The sequence below is a fragment of the Streptomyces sp. DSM 106670 genome, from assembly GCF_055792845.1.
The window spans coordinates 3,098,828-3,116,434 of record NZ_CM147704.1; the positions used below are offsets into that span (position 1 = coordinate 3,098,828).

Genomic DNA, 17,607 nt, shown 5'->3' on the forward strand with positions numbered 1-17,607 from the left:
CCCCTCGCCCGTTGCCGTACGGGTACGGGTCAGGCGTCCGTGTCCATGGCCGTCTCCGTGTCCGTGTCCGTGTCCGCGGCGGGCTCCGTCCAGCTGCGGGTGCGCAGCGGCAGCCGGGAGGAGCCGCTGTCCAGCGGGCGCACCGCGAGGATCTGGTTGACGCCGATCTTGTTGTGCTCGAAGGAGAGCGCGGAGGCGGCCATGTACAGCCGCCAGACCCGGGCCCGGCCCGGGGAGGTGGCGCGTACCGCCCGCTCCCAGTGGCGTTCCAGGTTGGCCACCCACTGGCGCAGGGTCAGCGCGTAGTGCTCGCGCAGCGCCTCGACGTCCCGGGCCTCGAAGCCGGCCTCCTCCAGGGTGGCCAGGGTGCGGCCGACCGGGGCCAGTTCGCCGTCCGGGAAGACGTACGCGTCGATGAAGGCGTCGATGCGGTAGGCGTCCTCGTCCTTCTCGGGGCGGCGGGCGATCTGGTGGTTCAGGAGGCGGCCGCCGGGCTTCAGGAGGGCGTAGAGGTCGTCCGCGTACTCGCGGTAGCGGACCGAGCCGACGTGCTCGGCCATGCCGATCGAGGAGATCGCGTCGTACGGTCCGTCGCGGACGTCGCGGTAGTCCTGGACCCGGATCTCGATGCGGTCGGTCAGGCCCTCATCGGCGATGCGCTTGCGGGCGTGGGCGGCCTGTTCCTGGGAGAGGGTGATGCCGGTGACGTGGGCCCCGTAGTGGCGGGCGGCGTGGATGGCCATCGAGCCCCAGCCGCAGCCGACGTCCAGGAGCCGGTCGCCGTCCTTCAGGGCGAGCTTGCGGCAGACCAGGTCGAGCTTGTCGCGCTGGGCCTCCTCCAGGGTTCCGCCGTCCTGCCAGTAGGCGCAGGAGTAGACCATGGAGGGGCCGAGCACCAGGGCGTAGAAGTCGTTGCCGACGTCGTAGTGGTGGCTGATGGCCTCCTTGTCGCGGCGTCTGGTGTGCAGCGGCCCGGTGCGGCGGCGCACCTCCTCCGCGGGCGGGGCGGGCGGCGGCCAGGGGCCCGCGAGGTCGAGCAGGCCGCGGGCGAAGGCGCGGACCTTGGGGTCGCGGACCGGGTGGACGGAGTCCTTGGCGTCGGCGCCCCGGTCCCAGAGCAGCCCGGCGATCCGGTCGAGCACCTCGTACAGATCGCCGTCGACGTCGATCTCCCCGGCCACCCAGGCGCGGGCCAGGCCCAGTTCGCCGGGCTTCCACAGGATCCGCCGCAGGGCGCGGCGGTGGCGGATCACGAGGACCGGGGCGCCGGGCGGCCCCGATTCGCTGCCGTCCCAGGCCCGGATCCGGACCGGCAGGGGTTCCGAGAGCAACTCCTCGGCAAGAGCGGTCAGCCGCGACGCGGCGTCTGCCATGGCGCACACCTCCGTGGTGTTTCCCCGACAAGCACAACAAGCACAGGCAACGGACATGCTCGTAGCCCCGTCGCGACACCCCGGTGCGGCGGCGAGGTACACCTGCGTCAACTCTCCTCGCACACTCCGTCATCCCGCTACCGGGCAACGAATCGGCAAAACACGTGTATGCGCCATCCATATGGGCGGGAACGGGCCATCACCCCGGTCGCGGTCCCGGTCCGGGCCGATCGCCGGATACGCCGAAGGGGCCGTCCGCACCACGGATGGCGGACGGCCCCTTCGGGCGTCGTACGGGGTGCTCCTCGCGGAGCGGGTCACCGAGGGGTCAGGAGGCCTTGGCCTTCTCGCCCTCGGCCTTGGCGGCGGCCGGAGCCGGGGCCGGCTTGGCGGCCTCGTAGAACTCCTCGCGCGGCGTCTCCATGGCGCCGAGCGAGACGACCTCGCGCTTGAGGAACATCGCCAGCGTCCAGTCGGCGAAGATCCGGATCTTACGGTTCCAGGTCGGCATGGCCATGCCGTGGTAGCCGCGGTGCATGTACCAGGCGAGACGGCCCTTGAGCTTGATCTTCACCTTGCCCATGACGATCATCGCGACGCCCTTGTGCAGGCCGAGACCGGCGACCGCACCCTTGTTAGCGTGGCTGTACTCCTTCTGCGGGAAGCCCCGCATACCGGAGATCACGTTGTCGCCGAGGACCTTCGCCTGACGCAGCGCGTGCTGGGCGTTGGGCGGGCACCAGGCGTTCGGGTTGCCGGCGCGGCGGCCGACCAGGTCCGGCACCTGGGCGTTGTCGCCCGCGGCCCAGATGTAGTCGGTGCCCTGCACCTGGAGCTTCTCCGAGGTGTCCACGTGACCGCGGGGGCCGAGCGGCAGGCCGAAGCGGGCCAGCGCCGGGTTCGGCTTCACACCGGCGGTCCACACGATGGTGCTGGAGTCGACCTCCAGGCCGTTCTTGAGCACCACGTGACCGTCGACGCAGGAGTCCATCGAGGTGGAGAGGTAGATCTCCACGCCGCGGCTCTCCAGGTGCTCCTTGCCGTAGGCGCCCAGCTTCGGGCCGACCTCGGGAAGGATCTTGTCGGCGGCGTCGACCAGGATGAAGCGCATGTCCTCGCGCTTCACGTTGGTGTAGTACTTCGCCGCGTCGCGGGCCATGTCCTCGACCTCGCCGATGGTCTCCGCGCCGGCGAAGCCGCCGCCCACGAAGACGAACGTCAGCGCCTTGCGGCGGACGTCCTCGTCGGTCGTGGAGTCAGCCTTGTCCAGCTGCTCCAGGACGTGGTTGCGCAGACCGATGGACTCCTCGATGCCCTTCATGCCGATGCCCTGCTCGGCGAGGCCGGGGATCGGGAAGGTGCGGGAGACCGCGCCCATCGCGATGACCAGGTAGTCGAAGGGCAGCTCGTAGGCCTCGCCGACGAGCGGCGCGACCGTGGCGACCTTGCGGTCCTGATCGATGGTCGTGACACGACCGGTGAGAACCTCAGCCTTGGGCAGCACGCGTCGCAGCGGGACGACGACATGCCGAGGCGAGATGCTGCCGGCGGCAGCTTCGGGGAGGAAGGGCTGGTACGTCATGTACGACCGCGGGTCGACGACCGTGACGGTCGCCTCTCCGTATCGCATCTTCTTCAGAATGCGACGAGCTGCGTACAGGCCTACGTACCCACCGCCTACAACGAGGATCCTGGGACGCTCCGTGGTGCTCATGCCATCGAGTATCCACCCCGCCCCAGGGGGGTGCTCGTGAGCCCCTTCACAAGGATTGACCGACCCTCTGCTACACTTCGCCGCCCACGTGACCCAGGTCATGGGTACGAAAGGGAACCACGACACCGTGGGAAACGTTGTTCACCGCTTGTGAGCTGGCCCTTGGCCCTGTGGACCGGGTGAACCACCGCTCCTCTTCATGCGGGCGCAACGCTCTCGGAACATGAGCGCGACACCTCCGCACGGCCTCCGGCGCGGCCGGTTCCGGCCCTACGGGCCCGAACCGCGACCAAGAGGGCCCAATTCCTTGTGAAGAAGTTCACGAACTTATCTGCGGCGTGTCCCCGGAGAGGTCGCCCGGGCGGCCCAGAGGGCCCGGATCGGGGCTCAACGGTGCAGGTGGCGGTGCGATTGAGCGGGCAGCCCGAGGGCTGCCCGCCCACACCGGCCGGACCGTCGCCTACGCGGCGCTCCAGGCGATGCCGTCCAGGATGTCGTGCTCGCTGACGACCACCTCGTGGGCTCCCGTCCGCTCCATCACGGCGAGCAGGACGAGCGCCCCGGCGCCGATCACGTCGACCCGGCCGGGGTGCATCACGGGGATCGCGGCGCGCTCCTCGTGGGTGGAGCGCAGCAGGTGCTCGGTGATCGCGCGGACCTGGCCGCGGGAGATCCGGGAGTGGTGGATGGCCGCGGAGTCGTACTCCGGCAGCTCCAGCGCGATCCCGGCGACCGTGGTGACGGTGCCCGCGAGGCCGACGAGGGTGCCGGCCCCGGTGAGCGGCACGGTCTGCTCGGCGAGGTCGAGGGCGGCGTCGATGTCCGCGCGGATCGCGGCGGCCCGCTCATGGCTGGGCGGGTCCATGACGGCCCCGTCCACGACGAGGTGACGTTCCGTCATCCGTACGCAGCCGATGTCCACGGACCGGGCGGCTTCCACCCGGTCCGAGCCGAGCACGAACTCGGTGGAGCCGCCGCCGATGTCGACGACCAGATACGGCTTCGCCAGATGGTCGCTGCCCGCCAGCTCCTTGGTGGCCCCGTCGAAGGAGAGCTGCGCCTCCTGGTCGCCGGTGATCACCTCGGGCTCGACGCCCAGGATGTCCCGGACCCCGGCCACGAACTCCGCGCTGTTCTCGGCGTCGCGGGAGGCGGAGGTGGCGACGAAGCGGATCCGCTCCGCGCCCAGTTCCCCGATCGCCGCCGCGTACTCCCGGCAGGCCGCGAACGTCCGCTCCAGCGCCTCGGGGGCCAGCCGGCCGGTCCGGTCGACGCCCTGGCCGAGCCGGACGATCGTCATCCGCCGGTCCAGCTCGGTGAAGGAGCCGGTGGCGGGGTCCACGTCGGCGACGAGGAGCCGGATCGAGTTCGTACCGCAGTCGACGGCGGCGACCCGGGTCACGCGTCCTGTCCTTCCGCGTCCACGGCGCACGGCGTGACGCAGGGGCCCTTGGCCCACCACTCGGGCAGCATCGCGATGGCCTCGTCGCCCAGCGGGTTGACCCCGGGCCCGGCGGCCAGCGAGTGGCCGACCAGGACGTGCAGGCACTTCACCCGGTCCGGCATGCCGCCGGCGCTCGGGAAGCCCTCCAGGACCTCGATGGCGTCGCGGCGGGTGATGTAGTCCTCGTGCGCGGCCCGGTAGGCGTCGGCCAGCTCCGGGTCGGTCTCCAGACGGGCCGTCATCTCCTTCATGACCCCGTTGGCCTCCAGCGTGCCGATCGCCGAGGCCGCCCGGGGGCAGGTCAGGTAGTACGTCGTCGGGAACGGCGTGCCGTCCTCCAGACGGGGCTGGGTCTCCACCACGTCCGGGTTGCCGCACGGGCAGCGGTGCGCGATGGCGCGCAGACCGCGCGGCGGACGGCCGAGCTGCTGCTCGAACGCGGCGATGTCCGCGTCGGTGGGCTTGGTGGACTCGGTCTGCGGAGGGGGCGTTTCCATGCCTGCCTTGGTTCTGCTCGGAAGCTCGTAGAGGTGGACGTACACAGGAACGTACGGAGGTACGTACGGGGTCGGTCGGTCAGTCGCGGTCGGCACGGTCGGCGCTGTCCACGCCGTCCCAGAGGTTCGCGTGCCACGGGCGGTCGCTCGCGCCGGGCTCGCCGCGCCGGTCCTCGGCCGCGTCCGGGTCGGCCACGGTGTAGGCGGTCTCCCCGGGCAGGACGTAGTGGAGGTGCTGGCGGGCCAGACGCATGATGTACGCGTCGTCCTGGAGCCGCGCCTTCTCGTCGCGCAGCTCCTCGGTGCGCCGCTCCGCCTGCTGCGAGAGCCGCTCCTGCTCGGCGATCTCGTCGCGCTGGGAGACGTACTGCCGCATCGGGTAGGCGAGCGCCACCACCAGGGAGCAGACCACCAGCGCCAGGAACGCGGCCCGGCCGGTGAGCCGGGAGCGGCGGGCCTGGCGGCGGTTCTGGGATCGGTACACGCGGGCCGCGGTCTGCTCGCCGAGCAGTCGCAGCCTGGTCGCGGTGGAGAACCGGTCGCGGTCCTTCCCGGCCATGTCTCCCGCCTCCCCATCACATACGTCCGTCCCCGCACACGGTACGGGACCGGGTGCGGGGACGGGCGGAGGCTACCTGCTTGCGACTTCGGGTCAGCCCTTGAAGCGCGGGAAGGCGGAGCGGCCCGCGTACACCGCGGCGTCGTCGAGGATCTCCTCGATGCGCAGCAGCTGGTTGTACTTGGCGACGCGGTCCGAGCGGGCCGGGGCGCCGGTCTTGATCTGGCCGCAGTTCACGGCGACGGCGAGGTCGGCGATGGTGACGTCCTCGGTCTCGCCGGAGCGGTGCGACATCATGCACTTGAAGCCGTTGCGCTGGGCCAGCTCGACGGCGTCCAGGGTCTCGGTCAGCGAACCGATCTGGTTGACCTTCACGAGCAGGGCGTTGGCGGAGCCCTCCTCGATGCCGCGGGCCAGACGCTCGGGGTTGGTGACGAAGAGGTCGTCGCCGACGATCTGGACCTTGGAGCCGATGCGGTCGGTGATGACCTTCCAGCCGGCCCAGTCGTCCTCGTACAGCGGGTCCTCGATGGAGACCAGCGGGTACGCGGAGACGAGCTCCTCGTAGTACTCGGTCATCTCGGCGGCCGAGCGGGACTTGCCCTCGAACTCGTAGACGCCGTCCTTGTAGAACTCGGACGCGGCGACGTCGAGCGCGAGCGCCACGTCACGGCCCGGGACGTAGCCGGCCTCCGTGATGGCCTCGACGATGAGGTCCAGGGCGGCGCGGTTGGACTCCAGGTTCGGGGCGAAGCCGCCCTCGTCGCCGAGTCCGGTGGACAGGCCCTTGGTCTTGAGGACCTTCTTCAGCGTGTGGTAGATCTCCGCGCCCCAGCGCAGGGCCTCGGAGAAGGACTCGGCGCCGATCGGCGCGATCATGAACTCCTGGATGTCCACGTTGGAGTCGGCGTGCGAGCCGCCGTTCAGGATGTTCATCATCGGAACGGGCAGCAGGTGCGCGTTCGGGCCGCCGAGGTAGCGGAAGAGCGGCAGGTCGGACGCCTCGGATGCGGCGTGCGCGACGGCCAGCGAGACGCCGAGGATGGCGTTCGCGCCGAGCGAGGCCTTGTTCTCGGTGGCGTCCAGGTCGAACATCGCCTGGTCGATGAGGCGCTGCTCGGTGGCGTCGTACCCGACGAGCTCCGGGCCGATCTGCTCGATGACGGCGAGGACGGCCTTCTCGACGCCCTTGCCCTGGTAGCGGTTGGGGTCACCGTCGCGAAGCTCTACAGCCTCGAACGCACCGGTGGAGGCGCCGGACGGAACAGCAGCACGGCCCGTGCTGCCGTCGTCGAGGCCAACCTCGACCTCGACCGTGGGGTTGCCCCGGGAGTCGAGGATTTCCCTGGCTACGACGACGTCGATGGACGGCACGAGGCATCTCCTTCTGGGATCTGACACTGGTTGTGCAGGGTCACTGTGGCCTTGCGACCCGAGCCTATCCGGCCCGGCCGCGTCGGCCAGCCGACCGCCCGTCTCCTGGGACGAAAAAGGACCCAAGGACCTGCGTAACGGGACAAAACTCTAGATATCTACTGAGCAGTAACACGTGTTGCCGACAAGAGGTGAACGCAACCGCGCTCCCCTTCGGCCCCTCGCCGACGAAGAACCCGGCCCGGCGCGCTGGGGGGATGAGCGCGCCGGGCCGGGAAGCCGTGCGAGGAGAAGTGCCGCCGGACGCTTCCCCTCCGGGGAGGAGATACGGCGTTTACTTCAGGTGGAGCTGCTGACCCGGGAAGATCAGGTCGGCGTCCTCGACGATGTCGTCGTTGAGCTTGAAGAGCTTGCTCCAGCCGCCCTTGACGCCTTCCTTCTCGGCGATCTTGCTCAGGGTGTCGCCGGCCTTGACCTTGTACTCGCCGTCACCCTTCTTGACCTTCTCGCCGGTCGGGGTGGTGACGGTCTTCTTGCTCTCGGCCTTGGGGGCCTCGCGCTGCTCGGAGCGCGTGGTGGGCTGCTCGGCCTGACGCTGGGGCTGCGCCTGCTCGGGCTTGCTCTCGGACTGGCCGGAGCCGGTGTTCACGCCCGGGTCCACACCGTCGTTGGTGAGGCCGCCGGCGCCGGCGCAGGCCCAGGCGCCCGGGCCCTGCAGGTCGAGGAGCTTCTCGGCGGTGGCGATCTGCTGGTCCTTGGAGGCCAGGTCGGCGCGCGAGGCGTACTGCGTACCACCGGCGGCGGCCCAGCTGGACTGCGAGAACTGCAGTCCGCCGTAGTAGCCGTTGCCGGTGTTGATGGACCAGTTGCCGCCCGACTCGCACTGGGCGACGGCGTCCCAGGTCTCGACGGAGGCGGCGGACGCGTTGGTCGCGCCCATCAGCGGGACGGCGACGGCGGCACCGGTGACACCCGCGAGGGTGGCGATACGGGTGGCCTTGGACGGGCGGCGGTGCTTGCCCTTGCTGTTCAGCAGCATGGAACGAATCTCCTCACCGACGCCTACGAGGTGAGCTGTCGGGTTCGGGCTGATGAGTTGCCCGGCCGTGCGTCGTGCGCACGGCTTCACCCCTAGCCGGTCCCGTACATCCCCCGGAGGGGCTGTGCGGACCCGGCGGCTTACCTGGGTCCCCCGCTCCTGCCTACGGCGCTTTACGCGTCTGTTCCCTTCGACCGACGGCAGGATTCGGCGTGACGGTCGACGGGGCCCGCGGTGCGAGCGGCTCCGACCGTAAACACAGGCAACCCCGACATTCAAAGATGGACATAGGGCACAATCGGCCCGAACTCACCGCGACCGATGGGGCATTTCCGCAGGTCGGGGGCGATACGCGCGGACTGGCCGGGCGAGACGCGCCAGTTGAAGCAAAGAGACCCATGTCTCACTTCCGCAAAAGTGGACATAGGTCTCTGAACTGCCTGATTTTCCCGGGCGTTTTCGCCCGAATTGAATCAGTTGGCGGCAGGCACCTCGGCGCCTTCCGGCGCACCCTGGTCCCCGCCCTGCTCCGCGTCCTGACCCAGGCCCAGATCCAGGCTCTGGCCGGGCAGGATCAGGTCCGGGTCGGAGCCCAGGAGGTCCTTGTTGGTCTCGTACAGACCGGTCCAGCCGCCGGGAAGTTCCTGGGCGTCGGCGATGGCCCAGAGGTTGTCGCCGGGCTGCACCGTGTACGCACCGGCGCCCGCGGCGCCGCCGTCGCGCGCGTCGCCGTCACCGCGCGAGGCGTGCCGGCCGGACCCGCGGGGGCCGTCGTCCTGGCCGCCGTCGACCTCCTCGGGCGCGGGGGTGCCGCGGTGCTTGCCGCCCTTGCCGCTCTCGCCGGTCGAGGCGTCGGGGGCGCCGGAGGGGTCCGTGGCGTCGGGAGCCTCGGAGGACGGCGGGGTGGTGGGCGTCACCGAGGAGTCGGGGGTCTCGCTCCCCTCCCCTGTACCGTCGCTCTCCTTCTCACCCTTCTTCTCACCCTTGCCGGACTTGTCGGCCTCACCGGACTTGCCGGATTCATCCGCTTCGTCGGGGGCGTCCGCTTCGTCGGTCGGGGTGCTCGTCGGATCGGGGGTCGGCGAGGTGCCCGGGTCGACGCCCGGCAGGCTGCCGTCCACCGCGAGACCGGAGATCACCGCGCAGCTGGGCCACGCCTTCGGGCCCTGGTCGTCCAGGACCTTCTCGGCGACGGAGATCTGCTGCGACCGGCTGGCGAGGTCGGCGCGGGGCGCGAACGCCGTGCCGCCGTACGCCGACCAGGTCTCCTGGGAGAACTGGAGCCCGCCGTAGTAGCCGTTGCCGAGGTCGGCGCTCCACATGCCGCCGCTCTCGCACTCCGCGACCCGGTCCCAGGTGGAGGCCTCGGCCGCGTGCGCGCCGCTCGCGCCGAGCAGCGGGATGGCGATGGCCGATCCCGTCACACCTGCGGCGACGACGATGGCGGGTGCCTGGCGAGGGCGGCGGTGTCTGCCGTTCGCGGAGCCCATGGGTATGCCTTCCGTGCGACTGACAAGCGAGTGACCCGTGCGCCGCGCGGCAGGAACAGACGCCGGCAGCGACACACAAGTGACGCGTGAGCAACGAGCGACCGACGCGTCGAACCGTGAACCTAGCGGGACTCGAACGTGTGTCACAAGTCGATGCAGCGCAGATCACGTGAAAGTCACAGAGTTGACAGCGTGTCACTTTTTTCTGAGCGGCTGCCCGGCTCGAACTCGACGGGAAGCGTGCGCAGTCCACGCATGATGAGCCCGCCGCGCCAGCGCAAATCGCCAGGTTCTCCCGCAAGTCGCAGGTCAGGGAGGCGTCTCAACAGCGTGGCCAGCGCGGTCTGCCCCTCCAGCCGGGCCAGCGGCGCACCCAGGCAGTAGTGGATGCCGTGCCCGTATCCGAGGTGCTGATTGTCACGCCGTGCAAGGTCCAGCATGTCCGGATCCGCGAACCGCTCCGGGTCGCGGTCGGCCGCCGCGAGCACCACGAGTACGGGATCCCCGGCGGCGATCTCCGCGCCGCCCAGGGTCAGCGCCTCGGTGGCGTACCGCCAGGTCGCCATCTCGACCGGCCCGTCGAACCGGAGCAGTTCCTCCAGCCCGGTCGCCAGCAGCGCGCTCTCCCCGGCGTCCAGCGAGGCTTCCAGCCGGGCCCGCTGCTCGGGGTGGCGCAGCAGCGCGTAGGTCCCGTTCCCGATCAGATTGACGGTCGTCTCGAACCCGGCGAAGAGAAGGATGAACGCCATCGCGGCCGCCTCGTTCTCCGTGAGGTGCTCGCCGTGGTCGCTGGCCCGGATCAGCCCGGAGATCAGGTCGTCGCCGGGGCTCTCCCGCTTCCGGTGGATGAGTTCGGCGAGATAGCCGCGCATCTTCTTCACCGACCTGGCGACCCCGCCACGCGGCCCGCCACCGTGCCGGATCATCATGCCCGCCCAGTCCCGGAAGTCGTCCTGGTCCTCGCGGGGGACGCCGAGCAGATCGCAGATGGCGTAGATGGGGAGCGGAAAGGCGAGGTCGTGGATGAGGTCGGCCTCCCCCTTCTCGATGAACTCGTCGATGAGCCGGTCCGTCAGCTCCTGCACACGGGGCGCGAACTCCGCGACCCGGCGCGGGGTGAACGCCTTGGACACGAGCCGGCGCAGCCGGGTGTGGTCCGGCGGATCGATATTGAGCAGATGCGTCATCAGCTCCGCCTTGCGCTCCCCCGGGATCCCCGTCTTCCCCTTGGCGTGCGGCGACTCGGCGTGATGGGCCGGATTCTTGGAGAGCCGCGCATCGGCGAGCGCCTGCTTGGCATCCCCGTACCGCGTCACGAGCCAGGCCTCGACCCCGCTGGGCAACGCGGTGCGGTGCACGGGGCGGTGCTCGCGGAGCCAGGCGTAGGCGGGGTAGGGGTCGGTGGCGAACTCCCAGGTGAAGAGTTCGGGGGCGGGGGCGGGGGCCGCCGGGGCGGCCTCGTCCGGGGTGGCGTGGGGGCAGGCTGAGGGCTCGGGGGTGCTGGGGGCGGGGCTGTCGTTCACGCCTTGACGTTATCGGGAGCGCCGGAGGCGGGGGTGTCGGGCCGGTGGGCGGCGGTCCGGGCCTTCTTGAGGTCGGCCAGTGCGCTGTCGGCCTTGTGATGGCCGACCTCCTGGGCCTTGCGGAGCCATTCCTCGGCCTCGTCGTGCCGGTTCTCCCACATCAGAGAGCACCCCATGCGATAGGCCCCGTCGTAGTCGCCCAACTCGTGGGCACGGGCGAACCACTCCCTGGCCGCCTCCCGCTTGCCCTGTTTGTTCAGAATGATGCCGAAGTTGTGCGCCGCCGTGGCATTGCCGTCCTCGGCGGACTGCCGGTAACAAGCGACTGCCTCCTCCATGGCTCCACGGTTCTCGAGCAACAGGCCCAGATCGTTCGCAGCTGACAGATCGCCCGACTCCACGGCGATCCGGTACCACTTCTCCGCTTCCTTGTGGTGCTCCCACTCGTGGAACACCCAGCCGATCCGCGACGCGACACGGGTCCTCAGACCCTGCGCGGCCGCTGCCTGGTACCAGGTCAACGCGGTTTGGTGGTCGCCCTCCCCCCGGCGCAGATCGCCCAGCATGCATGCGGCGAACCCGTCACCGCCCTCCGCCGCCGTCCGCAGCCAGTGCTCCGACCGCCGCAACAGGGCGGTGCCGAGCAGGCTCTGCGCATCGACGTCCCCGCTCTCCGCCGCCTTCTCCAGGTACGGGGCCGCCGCCGCCATGTCCTCCCGGTGGAACAGCAAGCTCCCCAGCCGCCCCGCCGCCTCCGTGCTGCCCGCGTCCGCCGCCCGGCGGAACCAGGCCTCGGCGACCTCCTCGTCCCCGTACTCCTCCTCGATGCGGCCGAGGGTCAGCAGCGCCTGCGGGTTCGTCTCCGCCTCCGGCCCGAGGACGGCACGGGCGCGTATGAGGACATCGTCCACATGGTCGACCGTGTCGACGGCGAGCCGCCACAGCTCCGGCGGAACGGGGCCGAACCCGGGCATCCCGTCCCGGGCGTCCTCGACCAGGGAGCCGTACGCCCGCCAGGTGCCGGCCTCCGTGCCGGGGACGAGCATGCCCGTGGTGCCGTGACGCACTCCGGCCGCCCAGGCCAGGGCCCGGTCGAGATCCTCGGGCGAGACGTCCGGGGCCGCACCTTCGTAGAACCCGCTCGCCGTGCGCAGCACATCGGCCCCGACCACCTCCTCGACCCCGCAGCGCGCCAGGTCGATCGCGGCGAGCACGAGGCGGTGGCCGAGCGGGTGCGCGTTCGCGCGGCGGGCCCTCCGCCACTCGCCCAGGAGTTCCGGTCCGACAGCGAGGTACGCGGGGGTGCTGTGCCGGGCGCAATGCGCGTACGCACCCGACAGGCGGAGGTCGTGGGGTGCTGCGGCGGCCAGCCGTTCCACCTCGGCCGGGGACCATTCCGCGCCGAGTTCGACGGGGTCCACGCCGCTCAGGAGACGGGTGTGCGCGGGGCTGCCGAAGCGGTGGGTGTCGTACGCCTCGTCGCTCATGGTGGCGAGCACCGGGACGCGCAGACGGGCGAGCTCGACGAGGAGGGCAACGGTCAGCCCGTGCTCGCCGAGGTGGCCGTCCAGATCATCGAGCCAGAGCACGCACTCCGCGTCGCCCCGGGCCCGCAGCACGGCGGTCAGCCCGCGCAGATCCGTGCCGGGAGCCGGGTGGATGATCCTCGTCGTGCCGGGGAGGTTGGTGAACAGGGCCGCCCAGAGCGTCCTGGTCTTGCCGGACAGCGGCTCGCCGGTCACCAGCACCAGCCCGCCCTCCCGGGCCGCTGCCAGGACCTGGGCGTCCAGGGCGGGGACACAGTCCCGCACCACGTAGCGCGGCAGGGGCCGTTCGTCCGCGATACGGCGCGGGCGGCGCACGCCGAGGGCGATCGCGTTGGCCCGGTCCAGCTGCGGCCAGTCGGCGACCCTGGGGAGACCGGAGTGCGGGGTCTGCCCGTAATAGGTGTGTACGCCGCCGGGGATGCTCCCGGCCTGGACGACCGGTTCGTTGAAAGTGCCGCCCGAAACGGTGTTGGCGTTCGTGGCGGTGTCGGGCGCGTGCTGCGGTACCGGAGCCGTGCGGGCCCGCTCGTCCTCGGCGAAGGCTTCAGCGATCACCTTCAGCTCCCCGTACACGACGGCGTCGCGGAGCCGGACCAGGCGCAGAACCTCGAACATGTCCTGCGCCGCCAGCGGCCACGCGCCGGATTTCCCCTGGAATCTGGTGAACACCTGGTTCAGCTGCGGTACCAGCGAGGGAACGACACTTCGGCTCGCGGTGTCGCTCAGCAGCGCGTTCAGGTCGGGAGATCCCTCGGCGATGCCCCGGCCCAAGGCCTCGGCCAGCGACCCCAGTTCAGCGTCCATGCCTGTCCCCCACCCCTCGTACGACCTCTGGTGTCACCGTACTAACCCGCACCGCCCTCCGCCGCCACGATCGCGTCCCTGTACGCCCGGGCCGCCGCGCGCAGGGCGGCCTCCGGGTCGGTGCCGTTCGCCTCGGCGGCGACGGCGAGGGCGAGCAGTTCGTAGCCGATGGGGTCGACGGTGGCGTCGGCCGTCGGGAGGGGGACGTCCAGGCCCGCCGTGCGGACCCGGCTCGCCAGCTTCGCGGCGAGGGCCAGGCCCGGCTGGCCGAGGGGGACGCCCTCGGTGACCGAGGTGCGCTGCTTCTCGATCGCCTTGGTGCGCAGCCAGTGCGCGTGCACGTCCTCGGGGGTCTCCGCCGTCTCGTCGCCGAAGACGTGCGGGTGGCGGTGGATCAGCTTCTCGACGAGGCCGCCCGCCACGTCGTCGATGGCGAAGGGCTCCTCGGGGTCCTCCTCCGCGATGCGGGCGTGGAAGACGACCTGGAGGAGTACGTCGCCCAGTTCCTCGCGCAGTTCGGTCCGGTCGCCGTCCTCGATCGCCTCGACCAGTTCGTACGCCTCCTCGATGGCGTACTTGGCGAGGCCCCGGTGCGTCTTCTGCGAGGTCCAGGGGCACTCGCGGCGGATCCGGTCCATGACCTGGACCAGGTCGAGGAGGCGGGCGCCGGGGAGGTCGTACGAGCCGGGGAGCAGTTCCAGGTCCGGCATGGCCACCCGGCCCGAGCCGCCGAGGCGGGCCAGGCCGTCGGTGAGGGGGGCGTTGCCCTCGCCGCCGGTCAGGACGACCACCGTCCGGCCGCCCGCGCAGTCCGCGACCAGTTCGTCCGCGGAGGGCGCGGCGTGTTCGACGTGTACGCCCGCCTCGCGGAGGTAGGGCAGTTGCGGCTGGTCCGGATCCGCGGTGAGGACGCGGTCGGCGGCGTGCAGGGTCTGCCAGGCCGGCCAGGACAGCAGGCCGGGCGCGACCCGGTGGCTGGCGGTGAGCAGGACGATGCGTCCGGGGTCGGCGGGGGTCTCGACGGAGGTGTCGGGGGCTTCGGCGTTCACCCTGCGAACCTACCTCCGGAAGCGATCCTGCCTCCGGCCCCGGCCCCGGCCCCAGCCCCGCCGGGGGCGGTCAGGCGTCCGCCGGCTGCTCGGGGGCGAACTCGGTGCGCTGGGTGATCCAGGGCGCGCTGTAGTTCCCGAGCTGCATCTTCTGGTCGTCCCAGGTGCCGAAGCGCGGGTTGACGTCGATGTCGAGCGCCTTCGACGCCTTGGTGAGGGCCTCGCCGACCGCCTGCTGACCGGCGGGGGTGCCGAGGTCCGCGCCGAGCGCCCGGGCGAGCTTCGGGAGCTGGACCTCCTGGCGCATGTCGGCGTCGATCTGGTCCGGGGCGACCCAGCGCTGCTGGAGCATCATCGCCTCGAACTGCTCCTCGCCGCCCTGCTGGGCGAGGCTGGCCTGCCGCATCTCCTGGATCTCCTTGCGGGTGACCGTGACCCCCGCGTCATCGGCGGCCCGGTCGAGGATCCGGCCGAAGATCAGCCCGTGCAGCTTGGCGCGGTTGAGCTGGCCCGACTTGTTCACCAGCTGGGCGGCCTGCGGGGAGCTCTCCTGGGCGGTGCGGACGTCCGCCGCGCTGGCCTGGACCGCCGAGACCTCGATCCGTTCGCCGCCCACGACGGCCGCGGCGCCGGGGTGGGCCTGGTTGCCGCAGGCCGAAAGGAGCGGCGCCGCGACGAGCGTTGCGGCGAGGACGGCGAGCGCGGTGCGACGACGGCGGTGCAAAGGAGCCTCCCGGGGAGAGTTTGTGCATGGGTGCACAAAGCCTTGCGGTGATCGATGTTAGGCAGTGGATGTGGTGCGTGCCACTGATTCGACCAACGATTCCGGAGGAGTTGGGGATGTGGTCAGCCGCCGCGGACGTCCCGCTGGTGGCTGAGCAGGCGGCGCAGGTCCATCGGCAGCGGGTGGTGCGGCCCGTAGCTGCGCTCGGCGTCGTACAGCAGGGCCTGGAGCTGGGCCCGGCCCGCTGTGTGGTCGCCGACCGCCAGGAGCAGCTGTCCGATGCGGTGCCGGATGTCGAGTGCGCGGCCGGGGTCGGAGGTGACCGCCCCGTAGGCGTTCTCGTAGAACGGGAGGACCGCGCGGTACTCGCCCAGCGCGGCCCCGGCCTCGCCGAGCTGTTCGAGGCACTGGGCCACGTCGTAGCGGAACTGGAGGGCCTGGGCGTCGCCCGGTCCCGCCTCGGCGGCGCGGTCCCCGGCGAGGCGGCGCAGTTCGGGCAGGGCGCGGCGGTACTGCCCGTCGTCCATCAGCGTCGCGGCGTACTGCTTGCGCAGGATGCGGACGACCGGTGAGTGCTCGCCGTGCTCGGCGGCGGCGGCCGGGAGGGTGGCGCCGAGGACGTCGACGGCCTGGGTGATCCGGCCCTCGCCGAGCAGCTTCTTGACCTCGTCCACGGCCCGCGCGACATCCGGCCGGGCGGGCGGCGGGGTGGCGTGGGGCGGGGTGCTCGGCGGTACGGGGGTGGCCCGGGCGGGCGACGCGAGGACGGCCGGGGGCGGGGTGAAGGACGGCGGGGCGGCGAGCGTGGGCGGCGGCGCGGCGAAGGTGGCCGGGGCGGGCACGGAGGCGGGGGTCGCGGCCCGGTCCGGCCAGGGCGCGTGCGGGCGCAGGAACGGGCGGGTCGGGTCGAGCGGCCCGGCGGGCGTCCCGTGCTTGGGCAGCAGCGGGGCCAGCTCCTCGTACACCTCCTGTGCGGAGGCCGGCCGGTCGCCCGGGTCCTTGGCGAGCAGCCGCAGCACGAGGGCCTCCAGCGGCACGGGAACCTCGGGGCGGGCCTGCCGGACCGGGAGCGGGGGCTCGTAGAGGTGGCGGTGCAGCACGCCGAGCGCGGTGGACCCGGCGAACGGAACGTCTCCGCTGAGGAGTTCGTGCAGGACGACCCCGAGGGCGTACAGGTCGGTGCGCGGGCCGACCGCGCCGCCCATCGCCTGCTCGGGGGCCATGTAGGCCGGGGAGCCGATGGGTGAACCGGTGTGCGTGAGGCGGGTGGTGTCCGTGTCGAGGACGGAGGCGACGCCGAGGTCGAGGACGGTGACGGTGCCGTCGGGCCGGACCATGACGTTGCGGGGCTTGAGGTCGCGGTGGACGATCGGCACCGCGTGCACCGCGCTGAGGACGGCGCAGAGCTGGGCGGCGACCGCGACGGCCCACGGCCAGGGGTACGGGGCCCGCTCGGTCAGGTGGTCGGCGAGGTCGGCGCCCTCGACGTACTGCATGACGAGGTAGAGGTCGTCGTTGTCGCTGCCCGCGTCGTGCACGGTGACCAGGCCGGGGTGGTCGACCTGCGCGGTGACCCGGCACTCGCGGACGAACCGGCGGCGCAGTTCGTCGGCCGCGTCGCTGCCGGTGGGACCGGCGACCCGGTCGGGGCGGAGCAGCTTCACGGCGACGCGGCGGTCCAGTCGGCGGTCGTACGCCGTCCACACCTGGCCCATGCCGCCCTGGCCGAGGATGGACGCCAGTTCGTACCGGTCGGCGATGATCCGCCCGCTCACCGGCCCTCGCCCTCCCTGTGCTCCTTGTGCTCCTTGTTCTCCTTGCGGAGGTAGTCGCTCAGTTCGTCCAGCTCGGCGCGGACCTGGTCGAGGCGCTGGGGCGCGGGCGTGGGCGTGAGCGGCGGGGTCTGCACGGTGTAGGGGTTGGGCTGGTGCTGCGGCTGCGGCTGGACGTGGTGCTGCTGCTGGTACGGAAGGGGCGTGGGGTGCACGGGCGCGGTGGCCGCGTACGGGGACGCGGGCGACGGCGGGGAGCCGAGGGAGCTGTAGTGGCGTATCTCCGCGTACAGGTAATAGGTGATGACCCCGGCCAGCACGCCGACGAGCCAGAGGAACAGGACCACCGCCGCCGCGTCCGACATGTCGTCGGGGTCGTCCGGGGTGGCCATGATGAAGACGAACAGCCCGCCGTTGAGGAGCGCCACGACCACCAGCAGGATCCAGTCGCGCGGCCTGCGGGTGACGATCGCGAGCCGCAGCATCGCCGCCCAGCCCAGCAGGCCGCAGCTCAGCACGGTCACCACCACGAGGATCACGCGCACGGCGGTGAGCGTCGCCTGGGAGGGCCGGGGTGTCGTCGGCTGCTGCGGCGTGAGGCCGTAGCCGTGCATGTGCTGCTCCTGGGGCGCGGATGGCGGACGTGTGGGGTGAGCGTATACACCTCCGCCGACCGGCCGTCCCGGTTGTGCCCATCG

The 17,607-nt window shown here is 71.6% G+C and carries 14 protein-coding genes and 1 riboswitch; all 14 genes read right to left on the reverse strand.

Annotated elements, in window-relative coordinates:
• Window positions 1-29: 29 nt before the first annotated feature.
• A complete protein-coding gene (locus tag ACSMXR_RS13680; RefSeq protein ID WP_473171964.1) occupies window positions 30-1,373 on the reverse strand; it encodes a class I SAM-dependent methyltransferase in 1,344 nt (447 codons plus the stop codon).
• Window positions 1,374-1,701: 328 nt separating this feature from the next.
• On the reverse strand, window positions 1,702-3,087 hold the full coding sequence (locus tag ACSMXR_RS13685; RefSeq protein ID WP_030632879.1) for an NAD(P)/FAD-dependent oxidoreductase: 1,386 nt from the start codon (window positions 3,085-3,087) through the stop codon (window positions 1,702-1,704).
• Between the two features lie 460 nt (window positions 3,088-3,547).
• Window positions 3,548-4,489: a Ppx/GppA phosphatase family protein gene (locus ACSMXR_RS13690; protein WP_381794775.1), complete on the reverse strand. Its 942-nt coding sequence runs from the start codon at window positions 4,487-4,489 to the stop codon at window positions 3,548-3,550.
• Complete coding sequence (locus ACSMXR_RS13695; RefSeq protein ID WP_030581504.1) at window positions 4,486-5,028, reverse strand: DUF501 domain-containing protein; 543 nt, start codon at window positions 5,026-5,028, stop codon at window positions 4,486-4,488. The genes ACSMXR_RS13690 and ACSMXR_RS13695 overlap by 4 nt, the downstream gene beginning before the upstream one ends.
• Window positions 5,029-5,107: 79 nt before the next feature.
• A complete protein-coding gene (locus ACSMXR_RS13700) occupies window positions 5,108-5,587 on the reverse strand; it encodes an FtsB family cell division protein (protein WP_030086169.1) in 480 nt (159 codons plus the stop codon).
• A gap of 93 nt (window positions 5,588-5,680) precedes the next feature.
• Window positions 5,681-6,961: a phosphopyruvate hydratase gene (gene eno, locus ACSMXR_RS13705; protein ID WP_018515627.1), complete on the reverse strand. Its 1,281-nt coding sequence runs from the start codon at window positions 6,959-6,961 to the stop codon at window positions 5,681-5,683.
• Between the two features lie 334 nt (window positions 6,962-7,295).
• Window positions 7,296-8,000, reverse strand: coding sequence for a transglycosylase family protein (locus ACSMXR_RS13710; RefSeq protein WP_403301595.1), 705 nt, complete (start codon window positions 7,998-8,000; stop codon window positions 7,296-7,298).
• 5 nt (window positions 8,001-8,005) lie between these two features.
• Window positions 8,006-8,181: riboswitch (cyclic di-AMP (ydaO/yuaA leader) on the reverse strand.
• Between the two features lie 292 nt (window positions 8,182-8,473).
• Entirely contained in the window at window positions 8,474-9,490 is a 1,017-nt protein-coding gene (locus ACSMXR_RS13715) for a transglycosylase family protein (RefSeq protein ID WP_473171965.1), read from the reverse strand.
• Between the two features lie 176 nt (window positions 9,491-9,666).
• Complete coding sequence (locus tag ACSMXR_RS13720; RefSeq protein WP_381851386.1) at window positions 9,667-11,013, reverse strand: cytochrome P450 family protein; 1,347 nt, start codon at window positions 11,011-11,013, stop codon at window positions 9,667-9,669.
• The gene (locus ACSMXR_RS13725) at window positions 11,010-13,364 is read right to left on the reverse strand and encodes an SEL1-like repeat protein (RefSeq protein ID WP_473171966.1); all 2,355 of its coding nucleotides are present in this window, start codon (window positions 13,362-13,364) and stop codon (window positions 11,010-11,012) included. Before ACSMXR_RS13725 ends, ACSMXR_RS13720 begins: the two co-directional genes overlap by 4 nt.
• 41 nt (window positions 13,365-13,405) lie before the next feature.
• Window positions 13,406-14,413, reverse strand: coding sequence for a nucleoside triphosphate pyrophosphohydrolase (locus ACSMXR_RS13730; protein ID WP_473171967.1), 1,008 nt, complete (start codon window positions 14,411-14,413; stop codon window positions 13,406-13,408).
• 70 nt (window positions 14,414-14,483) lie between these two features.
• Window positions 14,484-15,137, reverse strand: a complete 654-nt coding sequence (locus ACSMXR_RS13735; RefSeq protein WP_473171968.1) for a SurA N-terminal domain-containing protein — start codon at window positions 15,135-15,137, stop codon at window positions 14,484-14,486.
• 122 nt (window positions 15,138-15,259) lie between these two features.
• Window positions 15,260-16,912: a serine/threonine-protein kinase gene (locus tag ACSMXR_RS13740; protein WP_137234324.1), complete on the reverse strand. Its 1,653-nt coding sequence runs from the start codon at window positions 16,910-16,912 to the stop codon at window positions 15,260-15,262.
• Window positions 16,909-17,523 carry a hypothetical protein gene (locus tag ACSMXR_RS13745; protein ID WP_473171969.1) on the reverse strand — a complete coding sequence of 205 codons (615 nt, stop codon included), beginning with the start codon at window positions 17,521-17,523 and terminating at the stop codon, window positions 16,909-16,911. The genes ACSMXR_RS13740 and ACSMXR_RS13745 overlap by 4 nt, the downstream gene beginning before the upstream one ends.
• Between the last annotated feature and the right edge of the window lie 84 nt (window positions 17,524-17,607).

Bases quoted from the DNA above. Each gene is read 5' to 3' on its own strand.
- ACSMXR_RS13680 (WP_473171964.1), bottom strand. From the start codon at position 1,373: ATGGCAGACGCCGCGTCGCGGCTGACCGCTCTTGCCGAGGAGTTGCTC.
- ACSMXR_RS13685 (WP_030632879.1), bottom strand. From the start codon at position 3,087: ATGAGCACCACGGAGCGTCCCAGGATCCTCGTTGTAGGCGGTGGGTAC.
- ACSMXR_RS13695 (WP_030581504.1), bottom strand. From the start codon at position 5,028: ATGGAAACGCCCCCTCCGCAGACCGAGTCCACCAAGCCCACCGACGCG.
- ACSMXR_RS13700 (WP_030086169.1), bottom strand. From the start codon at position 5,587: ATGGCCGGGAAGGACCGCGACCGGTTCTCCACCGCGACCAGGCTGCGA.
- ACSMXR_RS13710 (WP_403301595.1), bottom strand. From the start codon at position 8,000: ATGCTGCTGAACAGCAAGGGCAAGCACCGCCGCCCGTCCAAGGCCACC.
- ACSMXR_RS13715 (WP_473171965.1), bottom strand. From the start codon at position 9,490: ATGGGCTCCGCGAACGGCAGACACCGCCGCCCTCGCCAGGCACCCGCC.
- ACSMXR_RS13725 (WP_473171966.1), bottom strand. From the start codon at position 13,364: ATGGACGCTGAACTGGGGTCGCTGGCCGAGGCCTTGGGCCGGGGCATC.
- ACSMXR_RS13745 (WP_473171969.1), bottom strand. From the start codon at position 17,523: ATGCACGGCTACGGCCTCACGCCGCAGCAGCCGACGACACCCCGGCCC.